The sequence below is a fragment of the Arthrobacter sp. Soil764 genome, assembly GCF_001428075.1.
In the GTDB taxonomy this organism is placed as follows: Bacteria; Actinomycetota; Actinomycetes; order Actinomycetales; family Micrococcaceae; genus Arthrobacter.
Genome location: NZ_LMSI01000005.1, coordinates 55,626 through 70,115 on the forward strand (window position 1 = coordinate 55,626; position 14,490 = coordinate 70,115).

A 14,490-nucleotide genomic window follows, 5' to 3' on the forward strand; every position below is an offset into this window, starting at 1 on the left:
ACCAATGACTACACAGCACACTTTTCCCGCAGAGCGCACCGCGGTCCTGACCGGGGCCGCATCGGCCCGCGGGATCGGCCGGGCAACCGCAGACCGCCTGGCCAGCGAAGGCTGGTCCATCGCCATCCTGGACATCAACGCAGAGGATGCGAAGGCCGCGGCGGCGGAAATCGGCTCCAGCCGTGCCGTCAAGGCTATCGGCGTGGGCGCCGACGTCTCGGACGAGGCATCGGTTGACCGTGCCATCACCGAGATCGAGCAGACGCTTCCGCCCATCGTCGGTCTGGTCAACCTTGCGGGAATCAGTTCACCCACGCCTTTCATGGAAACCACGGTGGCGGAATGGGACAAGGTCTTCGCCATCAACATGCGCGGCACGTTCGTTGTTTCCCAGCGGGTCCTTCGGGGCATGATCGAGCGCGAACTCGGGAGGATCGTCAGCATCTCCTCCATTTCGGCCCAGCGCGGCGGCGGCACCTACTCCAAGGTGGCCTACAGTGCGTCGAAAGCCGGCATCCTTGGCTTCACCCGTGCCCTGGCCCGCGAAGTGGGCGGGCACAACATCACCGTGAACGCCATTGCCCCCGGTCCGATCGACACGGACATCATGGGCGGCACCCTGACGGACGAGCGCAAGGCCCAGATGTCCGAGGGCATCATGATGGGCCGCGTGGGAACCCGCGAGGAAGTGGCAGCGCTGATCGCGTTCCTGCTTGGCGAGGACGCCGGTTACATCACCGCCGCCACCTACGACATCAACGGCGGCCTCCAGGTCTCCTGACCACCACTTCCTGCTGGTGCCCTGCGGCCGCCCGGCCGCAGGGCACCAGCAGGCGTGCCCGGGACCACCTCATCCACGCGCTCCGGCGCGCTTTCCGGCTATAGGATTTCTACATGGCAACCAAGAACCAAGCCTCCGGCGGCGTGAGCAGGCAGGTCCTCGCCGACCACGTTTACGAAGCGCTTCTTGTTGCCCTGATGGACGGCCGGCTCGAAGCAGGAACGCCCGTCAGCATCGACGGGATGGCCAGGGAACTGGACGTCTCCCCGACGCCGGTACGCGAGGCGCTCGCCCGGCTGGAAGCGACCGGGATGGTACGCAGAGCGGCCCTGCGCGGCTACCGCGTGGCCCCGCTGTTCTCCCCGGAGGAACTTGCCGATCTCATGGACGCCCGCCTGGTCATCGAACCGGCCAATGCATTCATGGCCTGCAAGCATGCTGACCCGCAGCTGCCGGGGCAGCTGGAGCAGGCCATCGAGGACCTGAAGGCGGCGCCGCGGGGGCCGTCCTTCGCGGAGTTCCGCGCCTACTGGGAAGCCGACGAACGCTTCCACCGGCTCATCGCCGAGTCCGCGGACAACCAGTTCCTGCTGTCCGCCTACAACGCGCTGGGCGGCCAAGTGCAACGCTTCCGCTTCTTCGGCGGCCTGGGCGTGACGGATGCCGACTATGCCATCTCCGAGCACACCGAAATCCTCAAGGCCTTCGTAGCCGGCAACGCCGAGCTGGCCCGGCAAAAAATGATCGACCACATTGAAGGCGCCAAGCAGCGCTCGCAGCACGACAGCGAAGTGCGCAGCTAGCGCGTCCCCTCAGGGCCACCGTAACGGCCCTTCCTTCACCAGCTTCCGAGAGGGAGCACCAAACAAGCCCTTGACAGGACCCAAGCTAAGCGTAGATCCTATAGGAAATGCGATTCTGAATCTGGAGTGACAATGCCGTACACCGCTGAAAACTGGCCCATCGCCGCTGCCCTGCTGCAGTTCCCCGGAACCAAACCGGACGGAACCTCCGTCCAGGACGCCCCCGCCAGCGACTGGCAGCAGGTCTTCGAAGAAGTGGCGGACGCCGGCTTCACCAACGCCGACCTCACCGACAGCTGGGTGCGCCCCGGCGATCTCTCAAGCGCCCGGCTGGACGAACTGAAGGACGCCGCCACCGCCGCCGGCCTGGGGCTTCCCTCCATCTCGGCCATCCGCCGCAGCGTGATCGAAGAAGGCAAGTGGGAGGAAAACCTGGCCTACACGCACCGGACCCTCGAAGCCGCCGCCCAGCTCGGCTGCGAAGTGGTCTCCATCGGCCTGCACCAGGCCATTACCCCGGAGCAGAAGAAGCAGCTCTGGTTCTGGACCGTTGAAGGCCACAAGGACCCGGCAGGGGATAAGGAAACCTGGAACAACGCGGTCACCCGCATCCGCGAAGTGGGCAAGCACGCCGCGGAACTGGGGCTCCTGGTCTCCCTGGAAATGTACGAGGACACGTACCTCGGCACCGCAGACTCCTCGGTCCAGCTGGTCCAGGACATCGACCTGCCCAACGTTGGCCTGAACCCGGACCTGGGGAACCTGATCCGCCTGCACCGCCCCATCGAGGACTGGCGTGAGCTGGTCCACAAGACGCTGCCCTACTCCAACTACTGGCACGTCAAGAACTACATCCGGGACGAGGACCAGGCCCGGGACCACTACGTTGCCATGCCGGCGCCCATGGAATCCGGCCTCATCAGCTACCGCGAAGCCTTCCAGTTCGCCATCTCGGTGGGCTTCCAGGGCATCATCTGCACCGAGCACTACGGCGGCGACGGCCTCAGCGTCACGGCCGCGAACCAGGACTACCTGCGCCGGCAGGTCCTCCCGAAGCGGGACAGCTACGCCCTGGGCACCAGCCTGGTGGCCCAGGGCCGGCAGGCACCTGCCGCGGTCCCTGCACGCTAGTCCCGCAGGCATCCCAACCGACCCAACCGGTTCAACGAGGAATCATGACAAAGATATTTGACGATCCCGCGCAGTTCGCCGACGACGCCCTCGACGGCTTCGTTGCAGCCAACCGCCAGTACGTGGCCCGCGTGGACGGCGGCGTTGTCCGCTCCACAGAATCACCTGAGGGCCAGGTGGCAGTGGTTATTGGCGGCGGTTCCGGCCACTATCCGGCCTTCGCCGGCCTGGTGGGTGCCGGGCTTGCCGCCGGAAGCGCCTGCGGCAACATGTTTGCTTCCCCCTCCGCCGGTCAGGTGTACCGCGTGGCCAAAGCCTCCCAGACCGGCGGCGGTGTCCTGCTCAGCTACGGCAACTATGCCGGCGACGTGCTCCACTTCGGCCAGGCACAGGAGAAGCTGAACACCGAGGGCATCGAAACCCGCACGGTGCTGGTGACCGATGACATCGCCAGCGCGCCCCTCGAAGAGATCGGCAAGCGCCGCGGCATCGCCGGTGACCTTACCGTCTTCAAGGTGGCCGGCGCGGCCGCAGAGGCCGGGCTGGACCTGGACGAGGTGGAGCGGCTCGCCATCAAGGCCAACCACCACACCCGCTCGCTGGGCGTTGCCTTTGCCGGCTGCACCCTCCCCGGCGCACCCGAGCCCCTCTTCACCGTGCCCGAAGGCATGATGTCGGTGGGACTGGGCATCCACGGCGAACCCGGGATCTCCGAACAGCCCCTGCCCAGCGCCAGCGAACTGGCCAGGCTGCTGGTGGACGGGCTGCTGAAGGACAAGCCGGACGCTGCAGGCCAACGCGTGGTACCCATCCTCAACGGACTGGGAACGGTCAAGTACGACGAACTCTTCCTGCTGTTCGGAAAAGTCGAGGCCTTGCTCACCGATGCCGGACTCGAGATCGTTGAGCCGGAGTGCGGTGAACTGGTGACCAGCCTGGACATGTCCGGCCTGTCCCTGACGCTGTTCTGGCTGGATGAGGAACTGGAGAAGTTCTGGGCCGCGCCGGCTGACACCCCTGCCTTCCGCAAGGGCAACCTGGCCCCGCGCCGGGCACGGTCCGTCGACGCCCTGGCTGAGGCTGCCACAGCGCCCGCGCTGTCAGCCACGGCAGCCTCCACTGCCCTGGCCGCCACGGCGGTGGGTGCGCTGAAGGAGGCGCGCGCCGTCGTCGTCGAACACGAGGAGGCACTCGGAAAGCTGGACGCCATCGCCGGGGACGGCGACCACGGCATCGGCATGCGGCGCGGCGTGGACGCGGCCGTTGCTGCTGCGGAGAAGTCCCATGCCGGCGGAGCCGGCCTGGAGGAAGTCCTCGCGGCGGCGGGGGAGCAGTGGGCCGAGCGCGCCGGCGGTACCTCCGGGGCCCTGTGGGGCGCGGCAGTCACGGCCGTCGGCAGGACCCTTGGCAGCAAGGACGCCTATACCGCGGCTGACGCAACGGCGGCCGTCAATGCCCTTCGCGACGCCATCATCACCCTGGGCAAGGCGGAAGCCGGAGACAAGACCATGGTGGACGCGCTGCTTCCGTTCGCTGACACCTTCGCCAAGGCAATTGACGACGGCGGCAGCCTGGCGGGCAGCCTTCGTGCGGCGGCGGAGGCGGCGGCAGAGGCCGCTGACGCAACTGCAGAGCTCAGCCCGAAGAAAGGCCGCGCCCGGCCTTTGGCGGAAAAGAGCCTGGGCCACCCTGATCCCGGGGCAGTGTCCTTCGGCCTCATCGCCCGCCGGGTGGCCGACTACGCCGCTTCGATTGAAAGCAACTAAGGAGACCCCATGACCGAGAACACCCAGCCAGGCTGGCGCATCGTCGTCGGCAACGACGAAGCCGGCGTGGAATACAAGAATGCCCTGCGCGAACTGCTGGAGGCGGACCCGCGCGTTGCGTCGGTGGAGGACGTAGGAGTCGGCGCCGACGACTCCACGGCCTACCCGCACCTGGCCGTCGCCGCAGCCCGCAAGGTGGCCGCCGGCGAAGCGGACCGCGCGCTGCTGATCTGCGGCACCGGCCTGGGCGTGGCCATTTCGGCCAACAAGGTACCGGGCATCCGGGCCGTCACCGCACACGACAGCTATTCCGTGGAACGCTCCGTGCTGTCCAACAACGCGCAGGTTCTGACCATGGGCCAGCGCGTCATCGGCCTGGAACTTGCCAAGAAGCTGGTGGGCGAGTGGCTCAACTACCGCTTCGATGAAAACTCCGCATCCGCGGCAAAAGTAGACGCCATCTGCTCCTATGAGGGCGCGTCGGAAGGACTTGAAACCAAATGAGCACCCGTAACATTGCCGTCGTCGGCTCCGGCTACATGGGCGGCGGCATCGCCCAGGTCCTGGCGCTCGCCGGAGCCCGCGTGGCACTGGCGGACGTCTCCGCCGAAATCGCCCAGGGCAACTACGAACGCCTGCTGAAGGAATCCAACGAATTCGTCGCGGCAGGCCTCTTCCCGGCCAATGCCACGGACCTCCTCAAGGAAAACCTCTGGGCCGCCAAGGACATCGAAGAAGCAGTAGCTGACGCCGAGTACATCGAGGAAGCAGTGCCCGAGGTCCTCGAGATCAAGCACGCCACCCTGGGACGGATCAGCGCCGCAGCCCGCCCCGATGCCATCATCGGCTCCAACACCTCCACCATCTCCATCGCCAAGCTGGCCGAGGTGGTGGACAACCCGGAGCGCTTCCTGGGCGTCCACTTCTCCAACCCGGCCCCGTTCATCCCCGGCGTGGAAGTCATCCCGCACGAAGGAACTTCCGAGGCAACGGTCCAGGCCGCCCGCACCATCGTCGGGGAGACCGGCAAGGAAACAGCCACCGTCAAGGACGTCACCGGCTTCGTGCTGAACCGGCTCCAGTACGCCCTCTTCCATGAGGCGGCACAGGTTGTGGAGGAAGGCATCGCCACCGCTGAGGACGTGGACACGCTGGTGCGCACCACCTTCGGTTTCCGGCTTCCTTTCTTCGGGCCGTTCGCGATCGCGGACATGGCGGGCCTGGACGTTTACGCCTTCTGCTACAAGTCGCTGCAGACCGGCTTCCCGGAGCGGTTCGCCACCCCGAAAATCCTGCAGGACAAGGTCGACGCCGGCCAGCTGGGCACCAAGACCGGCTCCGGGTTCCTCGACGTCCCCGCTGACCGCACCGCAGCCCTGGTTGCCTACCGGAACAAGGCGTACGTCGCCATGCAGAAGCTCATCGAGGAACTGGGCCCGGCCCCGCTGTCCTGAGCGCGCCGGCCCTCCACACAAAGGAACACTTCATGACAGCATTCCCCGCAGACCGCACCGTTATCGTTACCGGTGCGGTCTCCGAACGCGGCATCGGCCGCGCAACAGCCGACTACCTCGCCGAGCGCGGCTGGAACATCGGTGTGGTCGACCTCGATGATGCCGCCTGCAAGGCGGTGGCCAAGGAGCTGGCGGAAAAGCACGGCGTCAAAGCCCACGGTGCCGGCGCCAACATCGCCGACGAAGCATCGGTCCGGGCTGCCATCGACGAAATCGAGGCCGAACTTCCGCAGCTGGTGGCCCTGGCCAACATTGCGGGCGTCAGTTCCCCGGTGCCGTACCTGGACCTGGACGCCGCCGAATGGGACCGCGTCCTCAGCATCAACATGAACGGGGTCCACTACGCCACCCGCCGGGCCGCCGAATCGATGGCCAGGAACCGGCTGGGGCGGATCGTGAACATCTCCTCCGTCTCCGCCCAGCGCGGCGGCGGGACCTTCAGCAAGACGCCGTACTCCGTGGCCAAGGCGGGCGTCATCGGCCTGACCCGCGCCACCGCCCGCGAACTGGGGGAGTACGACATCACCGTCAACGCCATCTCTCCTGGCCCCATCGACACCGACATCATGGGCGGCACGCTGAGCGAGGAACGCAAGGATGAGCTGGTCAAGGACCTGGTGGTGAACCGCGTGGGCAGCCCCCGCGATGTGGCGGCCGCCATCCATTTCCTGATTGGCGAAGACGCCGGCTACATCTCGGGCCAGACGCTCAACGTCGACGGCGGACTGTACATGCACTGACTGGCACCCCGCCGGGGAGCCACCACTCAAAGCCTGCGGGCCGCCGGCCCGCAGGGAAATCATCAATGTCACCACTCGAAGGAGAGTGTTGTGTCCGAAACCACCGCAACATCCAAGGAACTTCTGGCCCGTCCGGTCCTGAAGTCCGCAATCTTCAAGGCGGCCCGCCGGCTCATGCCGATGCTGGTTATCCTGTACGTCGTTTCATTCCTGGACCGCACCAACGTCGGCTTTGCCGAGGCGGCACTGGGCGCGGACAAGGGGGTGTCCGCAGCGGCCTTCGCCCTCGGCGCAGGTATCTTCTTCATTGGCTACGCGATCTTCGAGATTCCCAGCAACCTGCTGCTCAAGAAGGTCGGCGCCAAGATCTGGCTGGCACGCATCGCCATCACCTGGGGCATCGTCTCCGCGTGCTTCGCCTTCGTCCAGGGCGAGACCTCGTTCGTGATCCTGCGGTTCCTCCTCGGCGTGACTGAGGCCGGCCTCTTCCCGGGCGTGATCATGTACCTGGCCGAATGGTTCCCGAACAAGGTGCGCGTCCAGATGTTCGCCATCTTCTACCTGGCCCAGCCGTTCTCGCAGATGATCGGCAACCCGCTGTCGGGCTGGCTGATCAACATCGGCGACCAGGTGCCGGGCCTGCGCGGCTGGCAGGTGATGTTCTTCGTTGAAGGCATGCTGGCCGTCCTGGCAGGCATCGCCGCGTTCTTCTTCCTCATCAACGGTCCTGAAAAGGCGAAGTTCCTCAACCGGGAGGAGAAGTACGCGCTGAAGGAAGTCATGGCACTTGAGGACAACATCAAGGACGAACACGGTCCCCGGGGCATCCTCGCCGCCATGCGCAACGGCCGCGTCTGGTATTTCACCGCCATCTACTTCTGCCTGCAGATCGCAGTCTACGGCGTGACGTTCTTCCTGCCGCAGCAGGTCTCCTCGCTGACAGGGCAGAAGGTGGGACTCGCCGTCGGCCTGCTGATCGCCGTGCCGTGGTTCTTCGGCATCTTCTCCTGCTACTTCATCGGCAAGGCCGCGGACACCGTGGCCAAGCGGCGGAAGTTCGGCACCATCCTGTTCCTCTCCACCGGCCTGTGCATCTTCGGCTCAGCCTGGGCGGGGACCAACCACCAGCCGGTCCTGGGCATGATCTTCATTACCCTGGCCGTGTGCAGCTTCCTGGCAGTGGGCCCTGTTGTCTGGTCCTATCCCACCGCTTTCCTGGCCGGCTCCGCGGCCGCGGCAGGTATCGGTTTGATCAACTCGCTGGGTAACCTGGGCGGATTTGTCGCACCCATCCTCCGGACGGCCGTCAACGAAGCCACACACTCACCCACCGGCTCCATGGGTGTTTACGCCCTGGGCGTCCTGCCCTTCGTGGCCGCAGCGATGATGTACGCCACCAAGCGGTTCAAGAACAAGGCCGACGACCTGCTCGACTGAGCACCAAAAGTAAGAGGAAACCCAATGCGCACCTCCGGCAGCAGCACAGGCAACGGCACCGTCTACGTCGGTGTCAGCACCAAAATGTACCTGGGATACCAGGCAAGCCTGCGCTGGCTGTCGGAGGTGCGCTCCGTTGTGGACGAAAGGCCCGGACTGGGCAAGGACTCCGCGGTCCGGGTCTTCGTCATCCCTTCCTTCCCGGTCCTGGAACCGGCCGGACGGATCCTGGCCGGCTCGCCCGTCCTGCTGGGCGCACAAAACTGCGCCTGGGGAGACGGGCCCCTGACCGGCGAAGTGAGCCCCGGCATGCTGGCCGAGCTCGGCGTCACGCTGGTCGAAATCGGCCACGCGGAACGCAGGCGGCTGTTCGCCGAAGATGACGCCGTGGTGGCGCGCAAGGTGCGCGCCGCCGCCGGCCATTCCCTCACCCCGCTGCTGTGCATCGGTGAGCCGGACATGCTCGACGCCGGTGCTGCCGCGGATTTCTGCGCCGGACAGGTCCATGCAGCCACCGGCGGGGACCCCGCGCTGCTGGACCGCCTGGTGCTGGCCTACGAACCCGTGTGGGCCATCGGCGCAGAGGCGCCCGCCCCGCCGCACCACGTCAACTCCGTGCTGGACCTGCTCCGTGCTGAGCTGGGTCCGGACTGCCCCCTGATCTACGGCGGCAGCGCCGGGCCCGGGCTGCTGCCGCAGCTCCCCGCCGCGGACGGGCTCTTCCTGGGCCGCTTTGCCCACGACGCCGGAAACCTGGGCCGCGTACTGGACGAGGCCCTTGCCTTAACTCAGACCCGCGCCCCGGCCAGCAATTCCTCAAGCCGCTCGTAACCTTCGCTTATGCCGCCCTCCATGCCGGACTGCGCCATGCCGTCGCGCGCCTCCTGGCTGGGGTAGACGGAGTGGCCCCGCAGCCGGGTCCGCCCGTTGCCCAGGTCCTCAAACGTCATGAAATCCAGGCTGACCACATCCGGGTACCCGCCGAACTCGAACGTCTGGATGGCGAATTCGTTGTCCCGGACCGTGTGGAAGATGCCCTTGAACTCGTAGGCCACCCCGTCCGGTCCCGTGTGCAGGTAGCTGTAGCTGCCGCCCGTGCGGAAGTCGTAGTGGCCGATTTCCATCTTCATGCCCCGCGGGCCCAGCCACTGGACAATGAGGTCCGGCTCTTTGTGCGCGCGGAACACGTCCGCGACCGGAAAATCGAACTCGCGCTCAAAATCGATGAAGGGGACGCCCTCGGGAACGCTGAGTTTCAGGGAATTGCTCATCATGACTCCTTGGAGGATTGATCGCCGCTGTCCGCGGTGTTTGATCTAAGCACGGCATCCAGGCTGCGGAACTGCCCTTCACGCACCAACCGGTAGCGGTCGATCCATGCGGTCAGCGCCTCAAGCCGCGCCGGGTTCAGGTGGACGGGCCTGCGCTGGGCGTCCCTGCTTCGGGTCACCAGTTCCGCCTGCTCGAGCACCTGGATATGTTTCGAAACCGCCTGCTTGGAGATTTCGAATGGTTCTGCCAATTCGTTCACTGTTGCCGGGCCCCGGCTGAGCCGGGCAATGATGCTCCTTCGCACGGGATCTGCCAAGGCCATGAAGGCCGAGTCCAAGGCCGCACTTTCTGAGTTCATTGTTATCCGTTTCTCTACAACCTTCTGGTTTATCAACCAGTTGGTTGTCTAAGCGTAGCCCCCTCCTCGTGCCGCTTCAAGGCCTGAAGCCCTTGCCTGCTGGATTCGCAGTTTGTTAGTATGTCAGTACAAACTATGTGAAGGAGAAGTTCCATGCCATTGGTCCGCATTGACGTAAATGAAGGGCGCACCGCCGAGGACCTGCAGCAGCTCAGCCGCGGAATCCACGATGCAATCCTTGCCGAGTACGGCATTCCGGAGCGGGACTACTTCCATATCCTGACCGAGCACCCGCAGGGCCAGATCTTCGCGCAGGATGCCGGACTGGGGTTCGAGCGCACCGGAGGTGTGGTCATGATCCAGATCTTCACCCAGGGCGGGCGTTCGCAGGAGGCCAAGCAGCGGCTCTTCGCTGCGGTGGCCGAAAAGCTTGCGGCAGTTGGCGTGGCGGGGGAGGACGTCTTCATTGGCTATGTCGAAAACACGGCCGGCGACTGGTCCTTTGGCTTTGGCCGCGCGCAGTACGTAACGGGCGAATTGGCTGTACCGAAGAAGTAGGAGAAGCGCCCATTCATTGGGGGATGGGCGGATCGCAAAACCTCGTTGTAAGTATGTCAGTACAAACCTTTGACAGGACATTCGATCTAGGGCAAAGTAGTGCCTGTGGCCCACACCACGGCCTGCCAGTCCCGGAACCCCTGCCCCTCAAAGGATTCGAGTTCCACACCAGAAAGGTCCACGATTCACGTGACCCACGAGCTTCTTACGATCGGGCGCATCAGCGTTGATATCTACCCGAACGACATCGGGGTTGGCCTGGAGGACGTTAATTCCTTCGGCAAATACCTTGGCGGTTCGCCATCCAACGTCGCCGTTGCAGCAGCCCGCCACGGACGCCGCACCGGCGTCATCACCCGCACCGGGGATGATCCGTTCGGCACCTACCTGCACCGCGAACTGCACAAGTTCAACGTCGATGACACTTACGTCACGCCGGTCAAGGACTGGCCCACCGCGGTGACCTTCTGCGCCATCAAGCCAGCCACGGACGAGTTTCCGCTGTACTTCTACGGCCGGTTCCCCACCGCGCCGGACCTGCAGATCGAGGCCGGGGAACTGGACCTCGACGCCATCCGCGGAGCCGGGATTTTCTGGTCCACCGTCACGGGCCTGTGCCAGGAACCCTCCCGCAGCGCCCACATCGCCGCCCACCAGGCCCGTCCCCGCACCGGCCTGGCCGAGGGGCAGTACACCATCCTGGACCTGGACTACCGGCCCATGTTCTGGGCATCGGAAGAGGAGGCCCGTGCCGAGGTCGCCAAGATCCTGCCGCATGTCACTGTCGCCATCGGCAACGACAAGGAATGCGCCGTGGCCGTGGGTAAAGGCACCCCGGATGAGCAGGCAGACCGGCTCCTGGCCGCCGGCGTGGAAATCGCCGTCGTCAAGCTTGGCGCGGAAGGCGTGATGGCCAAGACCCGCACCGAACGCGTGGTCTCCGCTCCCGTCCCGGTGGAAACCCTCAACGGCCTGGGTGCCGGCGACTCCTTCGGCGGCGCGTTCTGCCACGGGCTGCTGTCGGGCTGGCCCCTGGGGCAGGTCCTGGACTACGCCAACGCCGCCGGCGCCATTGTTGCTTCCCGCCTTTCCTGCGCCGATGCCATGCCGACGCCGGACGAGGTCACCTCGCTGCTGGCCGAACGCGGCCGCGCGGTTCCGGGCGCCTCAATTCCCGAAGGAGCAGCACTGTGACCCTCACGCCGTTAGCCTCGAACAACGCACTGGACGACGATCCGCGCCGCTATGAGCACCTGAGCACTATCCGGCTGGAAGACCCGGATGCCGTGGCGCGCGCCGCCAAGTCCCGCCGGCGCCATCCGGGCCTGAAGTCGGGCCGGCAGAACTTCATTGTTGCCGCAGACCACCCCGCCCGCGGCGCCCTGGCCGTCGGCAGCGATCCCGTGGCCATGGCTGACCGCCGCCAGCTGCTGGACCGGCTGCAGATCGCCCTGGCCAATCCCGCCGTCGACGGTGTCCTGGCGTCACCGGACATCATGGACGACCTGCTGCTGCTGGGTGCCCTGGACGGCAAGCTGGTGTTCGGTTCCATGAACCGCGGCGGCCTGTCCGGGCTGGTCAATGAGTTCGACGACCGCTTCACCGGCCACACGGCCGCTGCCCTGGAGGCCCTGGGAGCCGACGGCGGCAAGATGCTCACCCGCATCTGCCTGGGAGATCCGGACACCGTCGCAACCCTGGAAGCCACCGCCAAGGCCATCGATTCGCTGGCGGAGCGGAAGCTGATCGCCATGGTGGAACCGTTCCTGTCTGTCCGCGAGAACGGCAAAGTCCGCAACGACCTGTCCACCAACGCCGTGATCAAGTCCATCGCCATCGCCGAAGGCCTGGGCTCCACCAGCGCCTACACCTGGATGAAGCTTCCCGTGGTGGCCGAAATGGAACGCGTCATGGCCGCCACCACCATGCCCACCGTCCTGCTGGGCGGGGACCCGGACGGCACCCAGGACGAGGTCTTCGCGTCCTGGCAGGCCGCACTGGCGCTTCCCGGCGTCCAGGGCCTCACCGTTGGCCGGACCCTGCTCTACCCGGCAGACGGGGATGTCGCCGGCGCCGTCGCCAGCGCCGCCTCGCTGCTGCACCACACCACTGAAATCCCGGAGAACTAGCCATGGGCACAACAACAGGAACGCGCAGGATGACGGTGGCGCAGGCCGTCGTCGAATACCTTTCCAAGCAATACACAGTCGATTCCATCGGTGGTGTTGAGTACCGTGATCGCCTGATCCCGGGGACTTTCGGGATCTTCGGGCACGGCAACGTGGCCGGCGTGGGCCAGGCGCTGAAGCAGTACCAGCAGCTGGACCCGGCCATCATGCCGTATTACCAGGGCCGGAACGAACAAGCCCAGGTCCACCAGGCCGTGGGATACGCCCGGCACACCCGCCGGCGTCAGACGTACGCGGTCAGCACCTCGATCGGTCCGGGTTCTTCGAACCTGCTGACCGGTGCCGCGCTGGCCACCACCAACCGGCTGCCGGTCCTGTTGCTGCCCAGTGACACGTTTGCCACCCGCGCCGCGGATCCGGTCCTGCAGCAGCTTGAGCAGCCCTACGCCTACGACATCACGGTCAATGACGCGTTCCGGCCGCTGTCCAAGTTCTTTGACCGGGTCACCCGGCCCGAGCAGCTGTTCTCCGCGTTCCACCACGGCCTGCGCGTCCTGACGGACCCGGCCGAGACCGGCGCGGTGACCATCTCGCTGCCGCAGGACGTCCAGGCCGAGGCCTTCGACGTCCCGGCGGAGTTTCTGGCCGAGCGTGAGTGGCGAATCCGCCGCCCTGAGGCCGACGACGACGACATCGCCCGCGCCGCCGCTGCCATCCAGGCCGCGAAGCGCCCGCTGATCATCGCCGGCGGCGGCGTCCTCTACGCCTACGCCAACGATGAACTCGCGAAGTTCGCCGAGCTGACGGGCATCCCCGTGGGCAACACCCAGGCCGGCGTCGGCGTCCTGCCCTGGGACCACCAGCACTCCCTGGGCGCCATCGGCTCCACCGGCACGACGGCGGCCAACACCATCGCTGCCGAGGCGGACCTGATCATCGGCATCGGCACGCGCTACGAGGATTTCACCACCGCGTCCCGGACCGCGTTCCAGAACCCGGACGTGCGCTTCATCAACATCAACGTGGCCCCGATCGATGCCTATAAGCACGGGACCACGCTCCCGATCGTGGCCGATGCCCGCAAGGCGCTGGTGAAGCTCAACGCGGCACTGGGCGGCTACCGGGTCGGCGCCGACCTGGAGCGACGCGTCGCGGCCGAGAAGAAGCGCTGGAATGCCACCGTGGACGAGGCCTTCGACACCCGCTACACCCCGCTGCCCGCCCAGAATGAGATCATCGGCGCCACCAACCGGGCCATGGATCCCCGAGACGTGGTCATCTGCGCGGCAGGGTCCCTGCCCGGGGACCTGCACAAGATGTGGCGCGTCCGGGACCCGTTCGGCTACCACGTCGAATATGCCTACTCCTGCATGGGCTACGAGATCCCGGGCGGCCTCGGCGTCAAGCGTGCAGCGCTTGCAGAAGCGGCGGAAAGTACGACGGCGGGCGGCGAGGGCCGCGCGGACGTCCGGGACGTCGTCGTCATGGTGGGGGACGGCTCTTACCTGATGATGCACACCGAACTGGTCACCGCCGTCGCCGAACGCATCAAACTGATCGTGGTCCTGATCCAGAACCACGGCTACGCCTCCATCGGCTCCCTCTCCGAATCCCTCGGCTCCCAGCGGTTCGGCACCCAGTACCGGGCACTGAACGAGGAACAGCACAGCTTCGACGAAGGCGAGACCCTGCCGGTGGACCTGGCCCTGAACGCCGAGTCCCTGGGCGTGAAGGTCATCCGGATCGAACCGGGGGAGAAGGTCATCGCCGAACTCGAGCAGGCCATCCGCGATGCCAAGGCCGCTCCGGAGCGCAGCGGACCCATCCTGATCCACGTCGAATCCGATCCTCTCCTGGACGCACCGTCCTCCGAGTCCTGGTGGGACGTCCCCGTCTCCCAGGTCTCCGAACTCGACTCCACCAAGCAGGCCTTCCAGACCTACGTCGACCACAAGTCACGCCAGCGCAAACTGCTCGGCTGACGCCTGCTCCCTCCAAGAC

The 14,490-nt window shown here is 66.1% G+C and carries 15 protein-coding genes; 13 read left to right on the forward strand and 2 right to left on the reverse strand.

The genetic code is table 11. The features are described 5' to 3' along the window. Positions 1-4: 4 nt before the first annotated feature. The 9 genes from ASG86_RS05130 to ASG86_RS05170 all read left to right on the forward strand — a co-directional run bounded on the left by ASG86_RS05130 (position 5) and on the right by ASG86_RS05170 (position 9,003). Positions 5-781, forward strand: a complete 777-nt coding sequence (locus tag ASG86_RS05130) for an SDR family NAD(P)-dependent oxidoreductase (protein WP_056331206.1) — start codon at positions 5-7, stop codon at positions 779-781. A 113-nt stretch (positions 782-894) separates the two neighbouring features. After that, entirely contained in the window at positions 895-1,584 is a 690-nt protein-coding gene (locus ASG86_RS05135; protein WP_056331209.1) for a GntR family transcriptional regulator, read from the forward strand. Between the two features lie 132 nt (positions 1,585-1,716). Further along, positions 1,717-2,715, forward strand: a complete 999-nt coding sequence (locus ASG86_RS05140; protein ID WP_056331212.1) for a sugar phosphate isomerase/epimerase family protein — start codon at positions 1,717-1,719, stop codon at positions 2,713-2,715. A gap of 44 nt (positions 2,716-2,759) precedes the next feature. Then, complete coding sequence (gene dhaL / locus ASG86_RS05145; RefSeq protein ID WP_056331214.1) at positions 2,760-4,481, forward strand: dihydroxyacetone kinase subunit DhaL; 1,722 nt, start codon at positions 2,760-2,762, stop codon at positions 4,479-4,481. 9 nt (positions 4,482-4,490) lie between these two features. Next, positions 4,491-4,985, forward strand: coding sequence for a ribose-5-phosphate isomerase (locus tag ASG86_RS05150; RefSeq protein ID WP_056331217.1), 495 nt, complete (start codon positions 4,491-4,493; stop codon positions 4,983-4,985). Beyond that, a complete protein-coding gene (locus ASG86_RS05155; RefSeq protein ID WP_056331220.1) occupies positions 4,982-5,935 on the forward strand; it encodes a 3-hydroxyacyl-CoA dehydrogenase family protein in 954 nt (317 codons plus the stop codon). The genes ASG86_RS05150 and ASG86_RS05155 overlap by 4 nt, the downstream gene beginning before the upstream one ends. 32 nt (positions 5,936-5,967) lie before the next feature. Next, positions 5,968-6,735, forward strand: a complete 768-nt coding sequence (locus tag ASG86_RS05160; RefSeq protein ID WP_056331223.1) for an SDR family NAD(P)-dependent oxidoreductase — start codon at positions 5,968-5,970, stop codon at positions 6,733-6,735. A gap of 90 nt (positions 6,736-6,825) precedes the next feature. Further along, the gene (locus ASG86_RS05165; protein WP_056331228.1) at positions 6,826-8,172 is read left to right on the forward strand and encodes an MFS transporter; all 1,347 of its coding nucleotides are present in this window, start codon (positions 6,826-6,828) and stop codon (positions 8,170-8,172) included. A gap of 24 nt (positions 8,173-8,196) precedes the next feature. Further along, the gene (locus tag ASG86_RS05170) at positions 8,197-9,003 is read left to right on the forward strand and encodes a triose-phosphate isomerase family protein (RefSeq protein ID WP_056331232.1); all 807 of its coding nucleotides are present in this window, start codon (positions 8,197-8,199) and stop codon (positions 9,001-9,003) included. Here the strand turns inward: ASG86_RS05170 and ASG86_RS05175 are convergent. Both ASG86_RS05175 and ASG86_RS05180 read right to left on the reverse strand, forming a co-directional pair. Next, the gene (locus tag ASG86_RS05175; protein ID WP_056331235.1) at positions 8,961-9,443 is read right to left on the reverse strand and encodes an SRPBCC family protein; all 483 of its coding nucleotides are present in this window, start codon (positions 9,441-9,443) and stop codon (positions 8,961-8,963) included. The genes ASG86_RS05170 and ASG86_RS05175 overlap by 43 nt on opposite strands. Beyond that, the gene (locus ASG86_RS05180) at positions 9,443-9,802 is read right to left on the reverse strand and encodes an ArsR/SmtB family transcription factor (RefSeq protein WP_056331239.1); all 360 of its coding nucleotides are present in this window, start codon (positions 9,800-9,802) and stop codon (positions 9,443-9,445) included. Before ASG86_RS05180 ends, ASG86_RS05175 begins: the two co-directional genes overlap by 1 nt. A gap of 153 nt (positions 9,803-9,955) precedes the next feature. Between ASG86_RS05180 and ASG86_RS05185 the strand changes: the two genes are divergently transcribed. From ASG86_RS05185 to iolD, 4 genes are all read left to right on the forward strand, one after another. Next, positions 9,956-10,360, forward strand: coding sequence for a tautomerase family protein (locus ASG86_RS05185; protein WP_056331242.1), 405 nt, complete (start codon positions 9,956-9,958; stop codon positions 10,358-10,360). A gap of 189 nt (positions 10,361-10,549) precedes the next feature. Then, positions 10,550-11,554 (forward strand): 5-dehydro-2-deoxygluconokinase, encoded by a 1,005-nt coding sequence (gene iolC, locus ASG86_RS05190; protein ID WP_056331245.1) that lies wholly within the window; start codon positions 10,550-10,552, stop codon positions 11,552-11,554. After that, positions 11,551-12,489, forward strand: coding sequence for a Cgl0159 family (beta/alpha)8-fold protein (locus ASG86_RS05195; protein ID WP_056331248.1), 939 nt, complete (start codon positions 11,551-11,553; stop codon positions 12,487-12,489). The genes iolC and ASG86_RS05195 overlap by 4 nt, the downstream gene beginning before the upstream one ends. A 29-nt stretch (positions 12,490-12,518) precedes the next feature. Further along, positions 12,519-14,471, forward strand: a complete 1,953-nt coding sequence (gene iolD, locus ASG86_RS05200; RefSeq protein ID WP_056331251.1) for a 3D-(3,5/4)-trihydroxycyclohexane-1,2-dione acylhydrolase (decyclizing) — start codon at positions 12,519-12,521, stop codon at positions 14,469-14,471. Positions 14,472-14,490: the final 19 nt, after the last annotated feature.

Excerpts from the sequence above, each read along its gene's own strand:
- ASG86_RS05150 (WP_056331217.1), top strand. The coding sequence starts at position 4,491 with ATGACCGAGAACACCCAGCCAGGCTGGCGCATCGTCGTCGGCAACGAC.
- ASG86_RS05170 (WP_056331232.1), top strand. The coding sequence starts at position 8,197 with ATGCGCACCTCCGGCAGCAGCACAGGCAACGGCACCGTCTACGTCGGT.
- dhaL (WP_056331214.1), top strand. The coding sequence starts at position 2,760 with ATGACAAAGATATTTGACGATCCCGCGCAGTTCGCCGACGACGCCCTC.
- ASG86_RS05160 (WP_056331223.1), top strand. The coding sequence starts at position 5,968 with ATGACAGCATTCCCCGCAGACCGCACCGTTATCGTTACCGGTGCGGTC.
- iolD (WP_056331251.1), top strand. The coding sequence starts at position 12,519 with ATGACGGTGGCGCAGGCCGTCGTCGAATACCTTTCCAAGCAATACACA.
- ASG86_RS05155 (WP_056331220.1), top strand. The coding sequence starts at position 4,982 with ATGAGCACCCGTAACATTGCCGTCGTCGGCTCCGGCTACATGGGCGGC.
- ASG86_RS05175 (WP_056331235.1), bottom strand. The coding sequence starts at position 9,443 with ATGAGCAATTCCCTGAAACTCAGCGTTCCCGAGGGCGTCCCCTTCATC.
- ASG86_RS05185 (WP_056331242.1), top strand. The coding sequence starts at position 9,956 with ATGCCATTGGTCCGCATTGACGTAAATGAAGGGCGCACCGCCGAGGAC.
- ASG86_RS05180 (WP_056331239.1), bottom strand. The coding sequence starts at position 9,802 with ATGAACTCAGAAAGTGCGGCCTTGGACTCGGCCTTCATGGCCTTGGCA.
- ASG86_RS05135 (WP_056331209.1), top strand. The coding sequence starts at position 895 with ATGGCAACCAAGAACCAAGCCTCCGGCGGCGTGAGCAGGCAGGTCCTC.
- ASG86_RS05140 (WP_056331212.1), top strand. The coding sequence starts at position 1,717 with ATGCCGTACACCGCTGAAAACTGGCCCATCGCCGCTGCCCTGCTGCAG.
- ASG86_RS05130 (WP_056331206.1), top strand. The coding sequence starts at position 5 with ATGACTACACAGCACACTTTTCCCGCAGAGCGCACCGCGGTCCTGACC.